This window comes from Paraburkholderia phymatum (assembly GCF_040965635.1).
Classification (GTDB): Bacteria; Pseudomonadota; Gammaproteobacteria; order Burkholderiales; family Burkholderiaceae; genus Paraburkholderia; species Paraburkholderia phymatum_B.
Genome location: NZ_JBFRCH010000053.1, coordinates 1 through 16,971, shown reverse-complemented (window position 1 = coordinate 16,971; position 16,971 = coordinate 1). Strand labels below are relative to the sequence as shown.

At 61.5% G+C, this 16,971-nt stretch carries 17 protein-coding genes; 7 read left to right on the top strand and 10 right to left on the bottom strand.

What is annotated here, in order from left to right; translation table 11 throughout:
* Positions 1 to 51: 51 nt before the first annotated feature.
* From motB to flhD, 4 genes are all read right to left on the bottom strand, one after another.
* Entirely contained in the window at positions 52 to 1,209 is a 1,158-nt protein-coding gene (gene motB, locus AB4Y32_RS38070; RefSeq protein WP_368726214.1) for a flagellar motor protein MotB, read from the bottom strand.
* Between the two features lie 28 nt (positions 1,210 to 1,237).
* Entirely contained in the window at positions 1,238 to 2,098 is an 861-nt protein-coding gene (motA, locus tag AB4Y32_RS38065; protein ID WP_342940413.1) for a flagellar motor stator protein MotA, read from the bottom strand.
* A gap of 169 nt (positions 2,099 to 2,267) precedes the next feature.
* Positions 2,268 to 2,879, bottom strand: a complete 612-nt coding sequence (gene flhC / locus AB4Y32_RS38060) for a flagellar transcriptional regulator FlhC (RefSeq protein ID WP_368726213.1) — start codon at positions 2,877 to 2,879, stop codon at positions 2,268 to 2,270.
* Positions 2,880 to 3,025: 146 nt separating this feature from the next.
* Positions 3,026 to 3,346, bottom strand: coding sequence for a flagellar transcriptional regulator FlhD (flhD, locus tag AB4Y32_RS38055; protein WP_087736326.1), 321 nt, complete (start codon positions 3,344 to 3,346; stop codon positions 3,026 to 3,028).
* Positions 3,347 to 4,011: 665 nt separating this feature from the next.
* Here flhD and AB4Y32_RS38050 point away from each other — a divergent pair.
* Entirely contained in the window at positions 4,012 to 5,076 is a 1,065-nt protein-coding gene (locus AB4Y32_RS38050) for a glycosyltransferase family 4 protein (RefSeq protein ID WP_368726212.1), read from the top strand.
* A 293-nt stretch (positions 5,077 to 5,369) separates the two neighbouring features.
* On the opposite strand, the gene AB4Y32_RS38045 is transcribed toward AB4Y32_RS38050, so the two are convergent.
* Positions 5,370 to 5,672: an H-NS histone family protein gene (locus AB4Y32_RS38045; RefSeq protein ID WP_090870554.1), complete on the bottom strand. Its 303-nt coding sequence runs from the start codon at positions 5,670 to 5,672 to the stop codon at positions 5,370 to 5,372.
* A gap of 288 nt (positions 5,673 to 5,960) precedes the next feature.
* Here AB4Y32_RS38045 and aqpZ point away from each other — a divergent pair, with 288 nt between their 5' ends.
* Entirely contained in the window at positions 5,961 to 6,710 is a 750-nt protein-coding gene (aqpZ, locus tag AB4Y32_RS38040; protein WP_368726211.1) for an aquaporin Z, read from the top strand.
* 352 nt (positions 6,711 to 7,062) lie between these two features.
* Positions 7,063 to 7,383, top strand: coding sequence for a hypothetical protein (locus AB4Y32_RS38035; protein WP_368726210.1), 321 nt, complete (start codon positions 7,063 to 7,065; stop codon positions 7,381 to 7,383).
* Positions 7,384 to 7,548: 165 nt separating this feature from the next.
* On the opposite strand, the gene AB4Y32_RS38030 is transcribed toward AB4Y32_RS38035, so the two are convergent.
* Entirely contained in the window at positions 7,549 to 8,370 is an 822-nt protein-coding gene (locus tag AB4Y32_RS38030) for a Cof-type HAD-IIB family hydrolase (RefSeq protein ID WP_368726209.1), read from the bottom strand.
* A 104-nt stretch (positions 8,371 to 8,474) separates the two neighbouring features.
* Complete coding sequence (locus AB4Y32_RS38025) at positions 8,475 to 9,359, bottom strand: BadF/BadG/BcrA/BcrD ATPase family protein (protein ID WP_368726208.1); 885 nt, start codon at positions 9,357 to 9,359, stop codon at positions 8,475 to 8,477.
* 151 nt (positions 9,360 to 9,510) lie between these two features.
* Between AB4Y32_RS38025 and AB4Y32_RS38020 the strand changes: the two genes are divergently transcribed.
* Positions 9,511 to 10,110 carry a DNA-3-methyladenine glycosylase I gene (locus AB4Y32_RS38020; RefSeq protein ID WP_368726207.1) on the top strand — a complete coding sequence of 200 codons (600 nt, stop codon included), beginning with the start codon at positions 9,511 to 9,513 and terminating at the stop codon, positions 10,108 to 10,110.
* A 225-nt stretch (positions 10,111 to 10,335) separates the two neighbouring features.
* Here AB4Y32_RS38020 and rpsU read toward each other — a convergent pair whose 3' ends face one another.
* Entirely contained in the window at positions 10,336 to 10,548 is a 213-nt protein-coding gene (gene rpsU, locus AB4Y32_RS38015; RefSeq protein WP_007581560.1) for a 30S ribosomal protein S21, read from the bottom strand.
* A gap of 296 nt (positions 10,549 to 10,844) precedes the next feature.
* On the bottom strand, positions 10,845 to 11,786 hold the full coding sequence (locus tag AB4Y32_RS38010) for an aldo/keto reductase (RefSeq protein ID WP_368726206.1): 942 nt from the start codon (positions 11,784 to 11,786) through the stop codon (positions 10,845 to 10,847).
* A gap of 252 nt (positions 11,787 to 12,038) precedes the next feature.
* Between AB4Y32_RS38010 and AB4Y32_RS38005 the strand changes: the two genes are divergently transcribed.
* The 3 genes from AB4Y32_RS38005 (at position 12,039) to fliT (ending at position 14,792) form a co-directional block, all read left to right on the top strand.
* Positions 12,039 to 12,857 (top strand): flagellin domain-containing protein, encoded by an 819-nt coding sequence (locus tag AB4Y32_RS38005; protein WP_368726205.1) that lies wholly within the window; start codon positions 12,039 to 12,041, stop codon positions 12,855 to 12,857.
* A 176-nt stretch (positions 12,858 to 13,033) separates the two neighbouring features.
* On the top strand, positions 13,034 to 14,449 hold the full coding sequence (gene fliD / locus AB4Y32_RS38000) for a flagellar filament capping protein FliD (protein WP_368726204.1): 1,416 nt from the start codon (positions 13,034 to 13,036) through the stop codon (positions 14,447 to 14,449).
* A 31-nt stretch (positions 14,450 to 14,480) separates the two neighbouring features.
* The gene (gene fliT, locus AB4Y32_RS37995) at positions 14,481 to 14,792 is read left to right on the top strand and encodes a flagellar protein FliT (RefSeq protein WP_368726203.1); all 312 of its coding nucleotides are present in this window, start codon (positions 14,481 to 14,483) and stop codon (positions 14,790 to 14,792) included.
* Positions 14,793 to 14,944: 152 nt separating this feature from the next.
* Here the strand turns inward: fliT and AB4Y32_RS37990 are convergent.
* Positions 14,945 to 16,971 (bottom strand): O-linked N-acetylglucosamine transferase, SPINDLY family protein (locus AB4Y32_RS37990; protein ID WP_368726202.1); only part of this gene is annotated, 2,027 nt, incomplete at its 5' end.

Below are 16,971 nucleotides of genomic sequence, written 5' to 3'. Positions count from 1 at the left end.
ACGATGAATCGCGGCTGCGCCGTCCGGGGCGCGTCCGCGATCCGCTGTCTGTCATTGCGTCGCCGTTCCCGGCGCCGCGCCCTTGTCGGCCACGCTTTGCTCGACCACGGTCGTTTCGGCCGCGCTGTTCTCTTTCGCTTCAGGCGCTGCGGCGTGAAGCGACGGCGGCGGCGAAGCGGATTGCGAGCTGGGTTTCACACCGTCCACGCCGGATCGCAAGGCTGGTTGCGGCCCGGGTTGCGGAGCGGGTTGCGTGATCTTTTGCAGCAGCGGCTTGCCGGCGCCGGCTGCGTCGTTCGACAAGGTGGTCGACGACGTGTCGTCGTGCATCATTGCTTCTTCCGACCGCTTGTTCAGCACGATGATGCTGATGCGCCGGTTCTCGGGATCGAGCGGATCGGCCTTGTTCAGGTTCTGAGTCGACGCGAGGCCGAGCACGCGCAACACCTTCGTCTCGTCCATGCCGCCCGCGATCAGCTCGCGGCGCGATGCGTTCGCGCGGTCCGCGGACAATTCCCAGTTGCTGTAGCCCTTGTCGCCGCCCGCGTACGGCACGGCGTCGGTGTGGCCCTGCACGACGATGCGGTTCGGCACGTCGTTCAGCGTGCTGCCGATCGCCCGCAGAATGTCGCGCATGTACGGCTGGACGACGGCCTGCGCGGTCGCGAACATCGGGCGCTTTTGCGTGTCGACGATTTCGATGCGCAGCCCTTGCAGCGTCGAGTCGATGCGAATCTGCTGCTTGAACTGGCGCAGCACGGGGTTCGCTTCGATCGCGGCCATCAGCTTCACCTGCAGGTCGTGCAGGCGCACCTGCTCGTGGCGCTCGACGGCGCCCTGCAGCTGCTGCATCGCCTGGTCGTCGGCGCGCATCGCCGTGTGCTCGGCGCGGTTCGTCGAGCCGTCGCTCTGACGCGTGATGCCGTCCCTGTCGGTCGAAATGTCGCGGCCGCTGGCCTTCATCATGCTCGAATCGACGGCGCTGCGGTCGCCGCCCCACAGCGTGAGCTTCAGCGGCTGATTGAAGTAGTCGGCGATGCCCTTCAACTGCGCCGACGATGCCGAACTCAGCAGCCACATCAGCAGGAAGAAGGCCATCATCGCCGTCATGAAGTCCGCATACGCGAGCTTCCACGCGCCGCCGTGATGGCCGTCCTTCTTCGGCGCGGCGCGCTTGACGACGATTGCGCGGTCCTTGTCCTTGCTCATTGCCCGATTCCTCGCTCCGTATCCGCCGTTACTTCGCCTTCACGCGGCGCACGTGCTCTTCCAGCTCGGCGAACGACGGGCGTTCGGTCGAGAACAGCACCTTGCGGCCGAATTCGACGGCGATGGCGGGCGCGTAGCCGTTCAGGCTCGCGAGGATCGTGACCTTGATGCACTGGAACATCTTGGTCGACTCCTTGACGCGCTGCTCGGCCACGCTCGCGAGCGGACTGATGAGGCCATACGAAAGCAGAATGCCGAGGAACGTGCCGACCAGCGCCTGCGCGATCATTTCGCCGAGCACGGCGGGCGGCTTGTCGGCGGAGGCCATCGTGTGCACGACGCCCATCACGGCCGCGACGATACCGAACGCGGGCATCGCGTCGCCGACTTTCATCAGCGCGTGCGCGGGTGCTTCGCCTTCGGCGTGATGCGTTTCGATCTCTTCGTCCATCAGGCTTTCGATCTCGAACGCGTTCATGTTGCCGCCGACCATCAGGCGCAGATAGTCCGTCAGGAATTCGACGATGTGATGGTCCGCCAGGATCTTCGGGTACTGCGTGAAAATCGGGCTCTTCTGCGGATCGTCGATATCGGCTTCGAGCGTGAGCGTGCCCTCCTTGCGCGCCTTCGCCAGCAGGACGTAGAGGAGCGCCATCAGCTCCATGTAGACGTCCTTGTTGTACTTGGCGCCCTTGAACAGCGTTGGAATCACGCGCAGCGTAGCCTTGATCGTCTTCATCCCGTTGCCGAGGATGAACGCGCCGAGACCCGCTCCAGCGATCATCAGCACTTCGACGGGCTGCATGAGCGCGCCCAGGTGGCCGCCCTCAAGCGCGTACCCGCCGAAGACGGACAACAGCGTAACGAGTGTTCCCACGAAAATCAGCACTGCCGAGCCCTCACGAAAGTCGACGGAGACCGTCGTTATTCAGGTTTACGGCAAACGATTGGAAAACTTTGGCGGATTGAATTCGGGGGCGGGGCGGTGTTAACCAGAGGATGCGCGAGCGCGTGCAAATCAGCCGCCGCGCATGCAAATCATGTGGCGCAGCGCGCGCTCACCGGGACGCCTCGGCCCCGCCCGGCAGGGCTTCCGCGGCCACGCCGGACAGCTTGCCGACGGGCGCTTGCGTTCCGCCGCCGTGGGCGTCAGCGGCTTTGCGGGTCTTGCCGGCACGCGACGGCGGCGCGCACAGCCCGCATACGAAGTCTCGATGCGGGTCATGCGCGTGCGCGACAAAATGCCCGCGGCAGCGGGTGCAGGGCGTCGTCCGCAGCATGCCGGAGTCGAAGAAGCGCACCAGCGTCCACGCGCGGGTGAGACTCAGCACCGGCTCGTCGAGGTGCAGCCGCACGTGTTCGAGATACAGCCGGTACGCCTTGACGATTGAATGGATCGTCTCGCAGCGGCCCCGCAGGGACATGAACCGGTAGATGTTGTAGAACAGCGAAGAGTGAATGTTGGGCTGCCACGTCATGAACCAGTCCGTCGAGAACGGCAGCATGCCCTTGGGCGGCGACTCGCCTTTCACTTCCTTGTACAGCCTGGTGAGCCGGTCGCGCGACAGCGTCGTTTCCGCTTCGAGCAACTGCAGACGCGCGCCGAGTTCGATCAGTTCAATCGCCAGGGTGATCTCCCTGACTTCGAGCACCACGCTTTTTTGTGCCATCCGCCTCGCTTCCCGCGTCCGTGGCCCGTTTCGCCTCTTCGGCGCGCGATGCGGCGCTGCGGCGGGAACGGTGAAAGAGCGCCGTCGCCGGCGCGCATAGGATTGCGTCTGTCTGCGTGTCTTCGGCGCGTGCGCGCCGGCCGGCGTCAGCCGATCTGCTCGACAGGCTGTCCAGCCATCAGGATTGCGGAATGAGCCTGGGCGACGACGCTCGCTTTGCCCTTGTCGGCAAGCGACGAGAGGATCTGGTGATCGTCGAAGCGGAAGCGGCACAGCAACTGGTTCGACGCGGCCAGTTTGACGGTCTGCGCGAGCGACAGATTGGCGAGCACGTCGGCAAGCTGCTCCGAGATGCCCATGCGGAACATGCCCATTGGCTTGTCTTCGCGCAGCAGACGCTGGGCAAGCAGCAGATACGACAAGTTCACTTCCCTAATTTCATTGAGCATGTCGCTTTGAGCGCTCATGAATCCCCCGATTCGATCTGGCTGGTCAGGCCTATGTAAAACGTTTGCTCGGTCGCGTTAAAAAAATGCGAACGGCACGCTTATGGTCAGCATGCATTTTCTCGAAAGGGCCAGCCGATGGGAATCGGACATCCGCCTCAATTGGTTGACGGAAAAATCCAGGATTTCTGTAGGTCTTTTTCCTACAAATTTTCGACGGGGAATCTGAAGCGACATAAAGCGCATTGAAAGCGCAAGCCGCCTGCACGCGAGTGCGCGCAAAAAGGATTGGGAAGCGGATTATGCGCTCATATCTGGAAGCCGACCAAGCAGTTTCGCGCCAATACGTTCGGGAATGCACGATTACGTCGGACGAAAGCATGGCGCAACATGCTGCGACATCGGGCGCAAAGTGAGGGGGATATTGTCTGGATGCCGGTCACGGTGAGCATTCCGGTAGCATCCGTGCACTTATTACGCATCATGTTTCGCGCTGTAACAACGTTAAGTGTTTGAAAAATAGCTCGAATTGGCGCGCCCAATCCCGATAATGACAGTTAGGGATAACCCGATCGGGTTTCCTGCGACGGGCGGCGGCACACCGCGCCCAACCGTCCGACAGGCTTCCGCTTCCTGCCACCCGCCATGCAGCGCGGCGCGAAGCCCTTTGCAAAAGGAGATCACGCATGCGAATCGCACAAATCGCGCCGTTGTATGAAGCTGTCCCACCGAAACTCTATGGCGGCACAGAACGCGTCGTGTCTTATCTGACCGAAGCGCTGGTCGATCTGGGTCACGATGTGACACTTTTCGCGAGCGGCGATTCGATGACGTCCGCGAAGCTCGAAGCCGCGTGGCCGCGCGCGCTGCGTCTCGATCCGACGATCCGCGACGCGCTTGCCCCTCACATGCTGCTGCTCGAGCGGGTGCGCAAGATCGCGCACGAGTTCGACGTGCTGCACTTTCACCTCGACTATCTGCCGTTCCCGCTCTTTTCGACGCTGGACACGCCGTTCGTGACGACGCTGCACGGCCGTCTGGATCTGCCGGAACTGCAGCCGGTGTTCGACACGTTCACGGACGCGCCCGTGGTCTCGATTTCGGATTCGCAGCGTCTGCCGCTGCACCAGGCGAACTGGCTCAACACGATCTACCACGGCCTGCCGGACCAGTTGCTCACGCCGCAAAGCCACAAGAAGCCGGAATATCTGGCGTTCCTTGGCCGAATCTGTCCGGAAAAGCGCGTCGATACAGCCATCAAGATCGCTGCACAAAGCGGTTTGCCGCTGAAGATCGCCGCCAAGGTGGACAAGGTCGACCAGGAATACTTCAAGACGGAAATCGAGCCGCTGCTGTCGCAGGCGCACGTCGAGTTCATCGGCGAGATCAACGAGGCGCAGAAGCCGGAGTTCCTGTCGGGCGCGAAGGCGCTGCTGTTCCCGATCGACTGGTCGGAGCCGTTCGGCCTCGTGATGATCGAGTCGATGGCGTGCGGCACGCCAGTGATCGCGTTCAACCGCGGTTCGGTGCCCGAAGTGATCGACCACGGCGTGACGGGCTTCATCTGCGAGGACGTGCAGGGTGCCGTCGCAGCGCTGCAGCGGATCGACGAACTGTCTCGCAGTGAGATCCGCTCGCAGTTCGAACGCCGCTTCAGCTCGAAGATCATGGCGCAGAACTACGTCGACAGCTACACGGCGCTCCTCGAAGCAACGCGCCGCCCGATGCTGCGTCGTGTGGCGGTGGGCTGATCCTCATCGGTCAACTCTGCCGGAAGGCGCAATGGACGCGTAAATTATTCATGTCAATCGTTTGCGCGACCATTCAAGCCTCCATTTGAATCGCTTCCAGAAAAAAGCCGCCTCCCTGGGCGGCTTTTTTATTCCGATCGATCCGAACTCGACGGGCAGTGGAAACGCTTTCTTAAATCCGTCTTAACGCAGTCAGTGTTCCCTCATGCCTGGACCCTTTTGCGCGCATTTAGCGAATCCGCACTGGCGCATACAGCCTGATCACCTTCAAGCGGCTTTCATCGTCTGATTGATTACGCCTCGCCGATCAGAAAGCGCTCGCGATTTTTCCCGGCAATCCATTTGGGCGGCTTTCCCCGGCCGCTCCACGTGCTCCCCGACTTCGGATCCTGATACTTGGCGGGCAGCGGCGCCTTCTTGGGCGGGCGCCCGCGGCGGGCCGCCTCGACAAAACCGAGGTCATTGGCGCTCAGTCCGTATTCCGCGATTTTCTGGCGGATTTCGGCAATCACATTGCCGACTTCATGACGGCGCGCTTCGTCCGCTTCGGCCTGCAAGCGAGCGATTTGCGCCTTGAGATCTGCGTATTGCGACATTTGGGCTCCCCTCTTTTTTCTAAAGTGGTTAGCACGGAGATTAGCCCGTGCAAACGAAATTCGCAATGGAGATGAATGCATCTATCAAAAGTTTTCGTCTGAGTAATTTATTAAATCCGATTGAATCGTTCAAAGAGCCAGCGTTTTATCAAGAAATAATTCCGCGTTCGTGAATGACAATTCTTGACACTCCATTTCCGCTACGGTGCTTAAAATTTCCGCTCGCAAGCGCTTGGAGCGCGTGCTTCCCATTCTTGAATTTCCACGCACTTATTAGGATTACACACGATGAATCTCTTCAAGCGCCTTGCGGCGGAGCTGTTCGGCACCTTTTGGCTCGTTCTCGGTGGCTGCGGTAGCGCAGTCCTTGCGGCAAATTTCGCAGGTCCTGTTCACGGCCTCGGCATCGGTTTCGTGGGCGTGTCGCTCGCGTTCGGCCTGACTGTTCTGACGATGGCCTATGCCATTGGCCATGTTTCCGGTTGTCATCTGAATCCTGCGGTGAGCGTCGGGCTGACCGTCGCTGGGCGCTTCCCGGCACGCGACCTCGTGCCGTACGTCGTCGCGCAGGTGATCGGCGCCGTGCTCGGCGCCTACGTGCTGTCGGTCATCGCTTCGGGCAACGCGGACTTCCATCTGGTCTCCAGCGGCTTCGCCAGCAACGGCTACGGCGAGCGCTCGCCGGGCCACTATGCGATGCCGGCTTCATTCGTCTGCGAAACGGTGATGACGGCATTTTTCCTGTTCGTGATTCTCGGCTCCACCGACAAGCGTGCGCCCGCCGGCTTCGCGCCTATCGCGATCGGCTTGTGCCTGACGCTGATTCACCTGATCTCGATTCCCGTCACCAATACGTCGGTGAATCCGGCGCGCTCGACGGGGCCGGCGCTCTTTGTCGGCGGCGCTGCCGTCGACCAGTTGTGGCTCTTCTGGGTCGCGCCCATTGTCGGCGCCGTGATCGCGGGCATCGTGTATCCGCTCGTCGCGGGCGACACCCGGCAAGCCGTAGACGCGCAAGGTACGCGGGCCACCGCCTGAAGTCCGTTGATCCGTCTGATAGAAAACGGGACGCCGCGGCGCCCCGTTTTTATTTGCGGACGAGGCGCCCCTGCATTAATAGATGGTTCAAATGTAAGGCAGGTTTACGGTCGCATTTACTGCACCGATATGAGCGAGTCGGCTGAAGGATGATCAAGCCTTTGGCCCGCGAGGACTGGGCCTGCGTGTGGCACTGCGGCTCGCATGTCGGCATCGGCGAGTCCGGCATTGGGAAGCTTTCGCGGCGCCATTGCACGCTTTCACTTCGTAACAACCTGTCGCAGTCTCGCCCACCGACGACGCGTAGATTGAACCTGTACGGCAAACACGCCGCATTCACGGGAGAAGCAACATGAAGCGCATCGTCACTCACATGGTCGTCGCAACTGGGCTCGCCGCTGGCGCATGCGGTGTCGCACAGGCGCACACGAATCTGAGCGTCGGTCTGTCGCTTGGCGCGCCTGCTCCGGCATACGTCGCACCGGCGCCGATGTACGCGGCTCCGCAACCCGTCTATTACGGCAACCGGTACTGGGGCGACCATCGCTACGACGGCTATCGACACGACCGCGACTGGAATCGCGGCCGCGGCTGGGATCGCGACAACCGTTGGAACGACAACCATGGCAACCACTGGAACGAGAACGGCCGCGGTTGGGGGTATCACGACTAAGGCTTAGACGAGGCCGTGATCGGGGGATCGGTGCACTTGAGACAGACGACGTCGGTAGTATCTCGACGCCAGTTCGGGCGCACTCAAACGCCAGTTCCTCGAAGCCTTGCATGGCGCGCGTGCCGTTACGGGCCGCGCGCCATTTGAATCGGATACGTTGCGAGTTTACGCAGTCAGTTCGTCATCGAGTTCGAAGAGCTTGCGCAGATGGTGTGCGACGCCCGCTTCGAAATTGTTGCCGATGCGCGGCACGTTTGGCAGACGCGCAATCAGATCGGGATTTGCGTTGTTCATCATGAAGGGATGGCCGGCCGTTTCGAGCATGTCGATGTCGTTCATGTTGTCGCCGAACGCGACACACTTCGCCGTCGGCACATTCAGCCGGTCAAGCACGAATTGCAATGCCCGCCCCTTCGACACATTTGCCGTCATCACTTCGAGACAATCCGGCAGCGAGTAAGTGACATACAGCGCGTCGCCGAACGTACGCTGAAGATTGCCTGCCACCACGGCGAGATCGATGGGATCTCCGATGTAAAGCGCCTTCGCGATGTCGGCGCCGTCGTGCTGCTGGAGGTCGATCACGTTATACGTGAAGCCCGAATCCTGGTGATAGTGCAGCAGGTGCGGCGCATCGCGATCGATCAGCCATTCCCGATCGGCGAACAGGTTGACGATCACGCGCCCATGCTCGCCCGCAATCTCCGGCTTGACCAGTTGCTGGACGACGTTCGGATGAAGATCGTCGGCGAAGATCATTTCATCGTGGGGCGCATGAACGCGTGCGCCGTTCGATGTGATCAGATACGGCCGGATGCCCAGTACGTCGCGAATGCCAGCGACATCGCAATAGTGGCGCCCGGTAGCGATCACGATGGGCACGCCCTGCGATTCGAGCACGCGTACTGTGCTGATCGTAAAAGGATCGACCTGATGGTTGCTGTTCAGCAACGTTCCATCGAGATCACTGGCGATGACTTTGTACATGGGAAGGCGGGCAGGCGACGTCTGAAAGCATCCATTTTATCGCCTCCTGGGCGCATGCCCTTCCAACGGCTCTCGATCGAGGCGCTTGTCCGGCTTTGAAGCGCTTACCCGGCGCCGATTCGCCCGGCCTCGCGCTGGGCGAGTTGCAGCGCGCCGTGCGCCGAATCCGAAATGGGCTCGCGCAGACGCTCGCGAAATGGCGCTGGCACATACTCGCTCAATGGTTTGCCGAGCCCGCCGCACAGCGCGACAGGCAATTCTCCTGAAGGGTCCAGCGCGGCAATCATCTTGGCGATCTCCTCGCCGGCTTGCTGGAGCAGCCGCGCCGCGAACGGGTGCTCGCGATACGCGACGACGACAGGCGCAAGACTCGCATAAGCCGTCTGATTCGCGTCGCACAACCACACGACGAGCCCGTCGCGATCGGTTGCGCCGACACGCTCGACTAGCACTTTCGAGAATTCGTCAGCGGGGACGCGGCCGTCGAGCGCCTGCTGCGCGTGCACGATCGCACGCAAGCCGAGCCACGCGCCGCTGGCTTCGTCGGCAGACGGATAGCCATAGCCGCTGACCATGCGGCTTGCGCCGCTGCGATCGAGCACGGCTGCGACACTGCCCGTTCCCAGCGCGACGATCACGCCCGGCTCGCCGCTGTGTGCGCCGAGCAGCGTCGTGTAGGCATCGCTTTCGATCGCGAGTCCGGCCACCGTAGGCGCCTTCGCGCAAAACGCAGCGAGCCAGTCCCGATTGTTGACGCCCGCAAGGCCGCAGCCGAGCACGCAGCGCGACCAGTCCGCAACCACGCCGGCGCGCTCGAACGCCTGCGCGCTCGCGGACAGGATGGCTTCCCAGGCGCGCTCGACGCCCAAACCGAGTCCCGACGGTCCGGCCGTGCCTTGCGCGAGTTCGCGACCTGCGGCGTTCGCCAGCACGACGCGCGTGCCGGTGCCGCCGCCGTCGACGCCGATCAGATAGAGGTTTTGATTCATCGATATGCTCAGTGGTGTGTTACGGCATAGCGTGGCAGGTCTACCCGTTCGCGACAATTAGCCGAATGGCCAGGTTGCGGCCCCATTCCGTTCCGCTATTCTGGCGTGGCCCGATCGACGGGCGATCAACCAACCATGCAGGAGCCTGAACGTGGCTGACGAGCGATGCAACTGGGCGACGAGCGAAGCGCTCGCACACTATCACGACACGGAGTGGGGCGTCCCCTCGCGGGATGACCAGCATCTGTTTGAGATGCTGGTGCTCGAAGGCGCGCAGGCCGGGCTATCGTGGTCGACGATATTGAACAAGCGCGACGGATACCGACGTGCTTTTTCCAACTTCGAGATCGACAAGGTCGCCCGCTTCTCGGCGCAAAAGCTCGACGCGCTCGTGCTGGATGAAAGCATCGTGCGCCATCGCGGCAAGATCGAGTCCGTGGTGACGAATGCCAGGGCCGTCAAGCAGATCCAGGCGGAGCACGGTTCATTCGCGGATTTCGTGTGGTCGTTCGTCGACAACACGCCGATCCAGAATACGTGGACCACCTACAAGCACGCGCCCGCGTCGACGGAAGTGTCGGATGCGCTCAGCAAGGCGCTCAAACGCTACGGCTGCAAATTTGTCGGCACGACCATCTGCTACGCGTTCATGCAGGCGGTAGGCATGGTCAACGACCATCAGCTCGACTGCGCCTGCCATATGCGGTGCGCGACACTCGGCAAGAAAGGGCGTAAGAAGAATTCGAAGTGATGTATCCGGCGCCGATCTTGCGCGGGCCGGAGCGCCCTTTCACGTCGCGTCGTTGCAACACCGGGGCACGTGGTGATCGGTGCGCGCCGCGGCAGACCATCCGATCCACGCGCCTTCTCTTCCGATAACTCGAACACGACACACCAAACGAAAAACGGCGGTGCGGCTTCTTTCGAAGCTCACACCGCCGTTTGGCGTGCTTTCGCGTGCCGGAAGGAAGCGTGCTTAGTGCAGCTTCTTCGGCAGCATCTGGCTGCGCAGGCGCTTGTGCAGGCGCTTCACTGCAGCTGCCTTCTTGCGCTTACGTGCCGTCGTCGGCTTTTCGTATGCCTGGCGCTCACGCAGTTCCGCGATCAGGCCATTTTTTTCGATTGCGCGGCGGAAGCGGCGGATTGCCACTTCGAACGGCTCGTTTTCTTTCAGAAGAATCGTCGTCATGTAATTCCTAAATACGCTTGATACGGTTGATGGCGTGGCGGTTAGCCCACTCACGCGCCGGCCCTCCGGTCGTTCCAGACTCTGGCGAAGCACAACTGAAACGAGAGGCAAAGCGGCCACGGAGGCCGGAAAAGAGAGGTGGGAGTTCACCGCGAAACGCGGGCAGCGCACGTTGCAGCGCCGCGCCTAGCTAGCGTTTCGCCACCAGTAACCCATGACGAAACGAGCAAAGATCTCAATTCACTCTCGATGATATCAGGAAACCGCCCCACAGACCATCATTTTAGCGAACCGCTTCAGGCACTTGCATCGTTCAGCGCGCGCAGATCAGCGTCCGTGAGGTTCAGATCCACCGCCGCGACGAGGCTTTCGAGTTGCTCGACGGACGTTGCGCTGGCAATCGGCGCCGTGATGCCCGGTCGCGCGATCAGCCATGCGAGCGCCACGGAAGCCGGCGTGCTGTGGTGGCGCGCCGCAATCTCGTGCAGCGCATCGAGTATCGCGAAGCCGCGTTCGTTCAAATACGCCTCGACCTTGGCGCCGCGCGCACTCTTCTTGAGATCCTCGCGCGAACGGTATTTGCCCGACAGAAAGCCGCTTGCAAGGCTGTAATAGCACACGACGCCCAGCCGTTCAGCCAACGCAACGGGCTCGAGGTCGGTCTCGTATGCCGCGCGGTCGTACAGGTTGTACTCCGGCTGGATCACCTGGTATTCCAGCAGCCCGTTGTCCCGCGAAACTTTCAACGCCTCCAGGAGGCGCGCGCCGCTATGGTTCGACGCGCCGATCACCCGCACCTTGCCCGCTTCGACTAGCTGCTGATACGCGCCGAGCGTTTCAGCGAGCGGTGCCTCCTCGTCGTCGAGATGCGAGAAATAGATGTCGATGTAATCGGTCTGCAAGCGCCGCAGCGAATCTTCGACGGCCGCACGGATGTTGCCCGCCGACAGTCCCTTGCGACTTGCCAGCATGCCGACCTTCGTCGACAGCACGACCTTGTCGCGCTTGCCCGATTTCGCGAACCACTTGCCGATGATCGTTTCCGATTCGCCGCCGTGGTTGCCGCTCACCCACGCCGAATAGACGTCGGCCGTGTCGACGAAATTCAGTCCGGCGTCGGTCAATGCGTCGAGGATCGAAAACGAGGTGGCTTCGTCGGCCGTCCAGCCGAACACGTTGCCGCCGAACATTAGCGGCACGACCTGCAGATGCGACTTGCCGAGGTTGCGTTTGCGCATGAGATCACCATAAACGGGAAAGGCGAAAAGCGAGGCATACACCCGCTCGCGACCAGGCATCGCCACGCGATGCCGATGCCTGGCCGCGCGGCGGCGCGAATCATAAGCCCCCAAATTTCGCGAAATGCCCCCTAAAGTTTTCTTCTGACCACGCCGTCAACCAGGACAGGCGGCGACGCAATGCATCTAGTCGAGCGCGACGCCCAGCCAAAACAGCCTATCTCCGAGGCGTTTTACAAAACGAGGACGCAAATGCTGAATATCAACACTAACATTCTGTCGCTGACCACGCAGAATAACCTGTCGGGCTCGCAAAGCGCGCTGTCGCAGGCTATCAACCGCCTCTCGTCGGGCAAGCGCGTGAACACGGCTGCAGACGACGCGGCAGGTCTCGCGATCTCGACGTCGCAAACCGCGTCGATCAACGCACTGACGCAAGGCGCCGCGAACGCGAACAACGGTATCTCGATGGTGCAGACGGCCGCTGGCGCACTGCAATCGACGGTCGACAACCTGCAGCGTATCCGCCAACTCGCAGTCGAAGCTGGCGACGGCTCGCTGGATTCGAACGCACTGGCCAACCTGGACGCCGAAGTTCAAACGCGTCTGGCTGAAATCGATCGCGTTTCAAGCCAGACGACGTTCAACGGCCAGAGCATCCTGTCGAACGCAGGCACGGTCAACTTCCAGATCGGCGCATTCAAGGGCCAGCAGATCAGCATCAACTTCGGCACGACGGTGTGGAACACGACGGGCCTGAGCGTCAACACGCTGAGCGTTTCGACGGCGACGGCCGCGCAAACGGCAATGGCATCGATCGACACGGCGCTGACGAAGGTCAACACCTTCCAGGCAACGCTGGGTGCAACGCAGAACACGTTCCAGGCTGCCATCACCACGACGCAGACGCAAGCAACCAACATGAGCGCGGCACGTTCGCAGATCACCGACGCAGACTTCGCGACGGAAACGGCGAACCTGTCGAAGGCTCAAGTGCTGCAACAAGCTGGTATCTCGGTGCTGGCACAAGCCAACTCGCTGCCGCAGCAAGTCCTGAAGCTCCTCCAGTAAGAATGGAGGCGCGGCTCGCTTTGGGTCGCGCATCGATAGCCGGCCGCAGCCATGCGGCCTCGGCAACTTAAAGCAGTTTTGTCGCTTCGGGAGGCATGCCTCCCGAAGTGCATTAGGAAATCAGCGCATTGCAGCGCTGCCTCGCGTACCTCCTGCGACCGAGAACGGAGCACCGCATGACCACGACGGCGACATCTACCAGCTCTACCGACCTGAACAGCGTCATTTCCCAGGCGGGACAGTCCATCATCAGTGGTTCAACCAAGTCCACGCTCGACGTCGATTCGCTGGTATCCGCACTCGTCACGGCAAAAACGGCCGGTCAGGCAAGCACGATCTCGAAAAAGCAGACGAAAGACAATACCGAGCTGTCGGCGATCGGGCAGATAAAGTCCGCGTTGTCGGCACTGCAAACCGCGCTCACCGGCCTTGCTAACGGCTCGTCCCTGTCGCAGCTGACGGCGACGCCGAGTGGCAGTGGCCTGACCGTTACCACCCAAACGGGAGCAACGGCCGGGAACTACTCGATTCAGGTTCAGAACCTGGCGACTGCGAGCAAGATTTCGTCCCAGGCCATCACCAGTTCGGACAGCATCGCAGCAGGTTCGCTGAACATCACGCTTGGCAGCAATAGTCCCCTGACGGTGAACGTCACGGCGGGCGAGTCGCTTTCGGACATCGCTGCTTCTATCAACTCGGCTTCGGGCAATCCGGGCGTCACCGCAACCGTGCTGACGGCGGCCGACGGCCAGCATCTCGTTTTCCAGTCGAATGCAACGGGCGCGGCGAATACCGTTTCCGTCTCCGGTACGGGTGTCAACGCAAAGCTGACGGGCGGATACACGACCGTCACAACAGCGCAGGACGCATCGATCAAGATCGACGGCAACACCGTCACTAGCGCAAGCAATACGATTACGGGCGCGTTAACGGGCGTGACGATCAACCTCTCGTCGGCAGCAGTCGGTACGACACAGACGGTCGCAATCGCCAACGACACGAGCGCATCCACCACCGCAATCAATAATTTCGTCACGGCGTACAAGAACTTCGTCACGACGGCTTCGTCGCTGGCTTCGTACGACACGAGCACGTCGACGGCGGGTCCGCTGCTCGGCGACTCCATGCTCAATTCGATCACGAGCGGTCTCGCAACCGCGATCAGTAGCGGCGTGACGACAGGCGGCAAGACAGTGTCGCTATCGTCGATCGGCATCAACCTGCAACCGGACGGCACGCTGCAGGTGGACGCGACCGCGCTGCAAACAGCACTGACGTCCAATAGCGGCGCCGTATCCGCAGTCTTCAATACGACCAACGGTATTGGCGTCACGCTGAACAATCTGGTCAACACGTACACGCAAGCCTCGGGTGTCATCGACCAGCGCACCAGCGCGCTCAACACCGACCTGCAGAACCTGCAGGACCAGTCCACGAACTTGCAGAACTATCAGACGAGCCTCACCGCGCAATACAATGCGCAGTTCACCGCATTGAACACGTTGATGGCGCAGATGCAGAGCAACACCCAATACCTTACGCAACTGTTCGGCGGCTCCAACAGTTCCGGTACGCTCGCGGCGAACAAGTGATCGCGCGGGAATCCAGACATCGGAGCAAGGCATGATCGACAAATCCCTGTCGCTTGCGTACGAACTCACGCACGCGCTTCAGGACGCTATTTCGCAAGGCGCATATACGACCGCTGCGCAGCTGGCCGAAAAGCGCTCGCCGCTGCTCATGCGCCTGACTGCCGACCAGACACCCGAAGCGCTGAAAATGATTCGTGAAATCCAACGTATCGACGCGGCTATCATGCAGCAAGCGGAAGCGGGGCGTGACCAGCTTGCCGCACGGCAAAGCGCTGCCGTCAGCAAGATCGAAGCGGCACGGCAATACCAGGCGACGGGCATGATGTCGACGCATCTTCGTTGAAGCACTCGACAGCACGCTTGCATTAGCACAGGTCCGACGGCGCAGATGTCTCACATCGAACTCTCGATGTGAGACATTTTCTTTTTCGTGGACAGGAATCGACATCGACGCGGCGTCTATCGATAGCGCGCCGTTACGACACAGGACCAGGCTCAGCCAGTGCGAGACGCAGGCTTCACGACGGACGCGTGCATTCCGGCCATCGCATCTTCGAAGTGACGCGCGAAGCGGCGCGCGTCACAGAGCGGCGACGCAAGCAGCCGCTCCCGCAACGTGCCGCGCAAGACTCGCAATGCGTCCATGTCGCGAGCAAATGCGACGGCCTTCGCCACATACTCGTCATCATCCCGCGCGATCCATTCCGGCATGCCGACGGCATGCGCGATAGTTTCGCCGACGTGCGAAAGGAACCGGTCGCCCTTGCGGGTCAAGACAGGCACGCCCATCCACAGGCTTTCGGCACTTGTCGTGCCGCCCGGATAGGGAAACGGATCGAGCGCGATATCCATGAGGTGATACGTCTGCAGATGTTGCTCGCGATAAGTCTGGCCGAGCAGAACGATCCGGTCGGCAGTAATCCCATACATTCCGAACCGGCCTGTCATGTTTTCGCAGAACGATGCCTGTCCGAATTGCGCCGACTTCAGCACAAGTCTGGAACCCGGTATCGCGAGAAGCACGCGCGCCCACAGTGCGACGACGCCGTCGTTGAGCTTGTTTGCATTGTTCAGGCAACCGAATGTGATGGCGCGTTGGGTGTCCGCTGGTAGCGGACTCACGTCGACGGTCTCCGGCGGAGGTGTGAAGCACAGGTAGCTGTCGGGCAGACGCCACGGTTTTTCCGTGAAATGCCACTCCTCTTCGACCGGCAAGACATGGCGGTCGCCGAGGATATAGTTGATCTCCGCAATGCCCGTCGTGGCGAAGTAGCCCAACCATGTCGCCTGTACGGGCGCCGGCTTCCATACGAAAAGCGGCAGCCGGTTGAACTTCGTATGGCCACTCAAATCGAGCAGCACGTCGATACCGTCGCGCTCGATCAGGTTGGCGGCCTCTTCGTCACTTAGTTCGCCGATTTCGCGCCATGCTGTGAAGTAAGGCTTCAGCCGCGCCGTCGTCTCGTCGCCTGACGGCTGGGCCGAATAGGCAACGATCTGCACACGCTGCGGATCGAGCTCGCGCATCAGAGTTTCGATGAATACTGCAACAGGATGGGATCGCAAATCGCCCGAGACGAAACCGACGCGCAACGGACGTGCTACAGCAGCAACAGGTTCATGCACGCGCGGCTTCGCTTCGAGAGCCATGCTCCGCCCAAAACGGCACGAGTCCGCGAGCAACTGCGCGGGCTCGCAACGACTCCAGCTCGCCTGATTGAACATCAGCCCCATGTGCGCGAAGCGCAGGCCCGGATCGAGCTCGATTGCGCGCCGATAGCTGTCGAGCGCCTCGCCGATCTTCCACTTTGCGCTCAGGATGTCGCCAAAGGTGGCGTGCATCTGGGCCGTCGCCTCCTTGAACGACAGCGCCTCGCGACAACTCGTCAGCGCCTCGTCCACCTGATCCTGCCTGAAGAGCACGACGGCGAGATTGTGGTGCACATCGGCGTTGGCGAAGTTCAGATCGATCGCGTGTCGATAACTGAGCGCCGCGGCGGGAAAGTCTTCGCTGCCGAAATAGGCGTCGCCCAGATTGCCATAGGCTGCTGCCAATTGCGGGTCGAGCTGGATCGCACGGCGACAACTTTCGATGGCTTCCGTAAAACGCTTCTGCCGTCTCAGCACGCCGCCCAGGTTGCTATGCGCAACCGCAAACCCGGGATCGAGACTCAACGCGATCCGGCAATGCGCTTCCGCACCCGTCAGGTCGCCCGTCTCGCATAGTGCACTGGCGAGATCGTTGTGCGCGTGCGGATCGCTGGCATCGATTGCATGACGCAGACCCGCGGCAGCACCGGCCAGATCGCCCCGGGCGCGCAGCACCGCGCTCAGGCCATGATGAGCCGCTCGCAGATCCGGCTGCAACGCGATCGCCTGGCGATAGCTGCCGATTGCCTCGTCCAGTTTCCCCTGCTCGCGCTGCACATGGCCCAGGTTGCTGTACGCCTGCGCGTAATCCGGCGCCAGCGCGAGCGCCTTGCCGTAGCTCTTCGCCGCCGCTTCCAGCTCGCCCAGGTCCT

Bases quoted from the DNA above. Each gene is read 5' to 3' on its own strand.
- flhD (WP_087736326.1), bottom strand. From the start codon at position 3,346: ATGAGCGCTCAAAGCGACATGCTCAATGAAATTAGGGAAGTGAACTTG.
- AB4Y32_RS38025 (WP_368726208.1), bottom strand. From the start codon at position 9,359: ATGAATCAAAACCTCTATCTGATCGGCGTCGACGGCGGCGGCACCGGC.
- AB4Y32_RS38045 (WP_090870554.1), bottom strand. From the start codon at position 5,672: ATGTCGCAATACGCAGATCTCAAGGCGCAAATCGCTCGCTTGCAGGCC.
- AB4Y32_RS38035 (WP_368726210.1), top strand. From the start codon at position 7,063: ATGAAGCGCATCGTCACTCACATGGTCGTCGCAACTGGGCTCGCCGCT.
- AB4Y32_RS38005 (WP_368726205.1), top strand. From the start codon at position 12,039: ATGCTGAATATCAACACTAACATTCTGTCGCTGACCACGCAGAATAAC.
- flhC (WP_368726213.1), bottom strand. From the start codon at position 2,879: ATGGCACAAAAAAGCGTGGTGCTCGAAGTCAGGGAGATCACCCTGGCG.
- fliD (WP_368726204.1), top strand. From the start codon at position 13,034: ATGACCACGACGGCGACATCTACCAGCTCTACCGACCTGAACAGCGTC.
- AB4Y32_RS38030 (WP_368726209.1), bottom strand. From the start codon at position 8,370: ATGTACAAAGTCATCGCCAGTGATCTCGATGGAACGTTGCTGAACAGC.
- rpsU (WP_007581560.1), bottom strand. From the start codon at position 10,548: ATGACGACGATTCTTCTGAAAGAAAACGAGCCGTTCGAAGTGGCAATC.
- AB4Y32_RS38050 (WP_368726212.1), top strand. From the start codon at position 4,012: ATGCGAATCGCACAAATCGCGCCGTTGTATGAAGCTGTCCCACCGAAA.
- fliT (WP_368726203.1), top strand. From the start codon at position 14,481: ATGATCGACAAATCCCTGTCGCTTGCGTACGAACTCACGCACGCGCTT.
- AB4Y32_RS38010 (WP_368726206.1), bottom strand. From the start codon at position 11,786: ATGCGCAAACGCAACCTCGGCAAGTCGCATCTGCAGGTCGTGCCGCTA.
- motB (WP_368726214.1), bottom strand. From the start codon at position 1,209: ATGAGCAAGGACAAGGACCGCGCAATCGTCGTCAAGCGCGCCGCGCCG.
- aqpZ (WP_368726211.1), top strand. From the start codon at position 5,961: ATGAATCTCTTCAAGCGCCTTGCGGCGGAGCTGTTCGGCACCTTTTGG.